Raw genomic sequence first — 294 nt, 5'->3', positions numbered from 1 at the left:
TTGCCCACGTGTTACTCACCCATCCGCCGCTCGCGCTATTAAATTCCTACCGAAGTATTCCTTTAACTTTGCTCGCTCGACTTGCATGTATTAGGCACGCCGCCAGCGTTCGTCCTGAGCCAGGATCAAACTCTCATTTTTAATGTTTGTTTGAATGTTTGCTCATTCGTTCCAAGATTTGCATCTCGGATTTATTTGCTTGCGAAATTGACTTCGCTCTTTTGTTTTGGGTTCTTTAAACCCGCACATTTTTGCGAAAACATTGTTCAGTTTTCAAGGTACTACCTGCTGCTT

Annotated in this window: 1 rRNA gene; it reads right to left on the bottom strand. The window is 43.5% G+C overall.

From position 1 onward, the window contains the following. A 16S ribosomal RNA gene (locus H3T48_RS08830) occupies positions 1 to 141 on the bottom strand; the annotation flags it as partial. Positions 142 to 294 lie beyond the last annotated feature (153 nt).

The sequence above is a fragment of the Lactobacillus sp. M0403 genome (assembly GCF_016101265.1).
In the GTDB taxonomy this organism is placed as follows: Bacteria; Bacillota; Bacilli; order Lactobacillales; family Lactobacillaceae; genus Lactobacillus; species Lactobacillus apis.
Note: the sequence above shows the minus strand (reverse complement) of the source record. Positions and strands in the feature narration are given on the sequence as shown.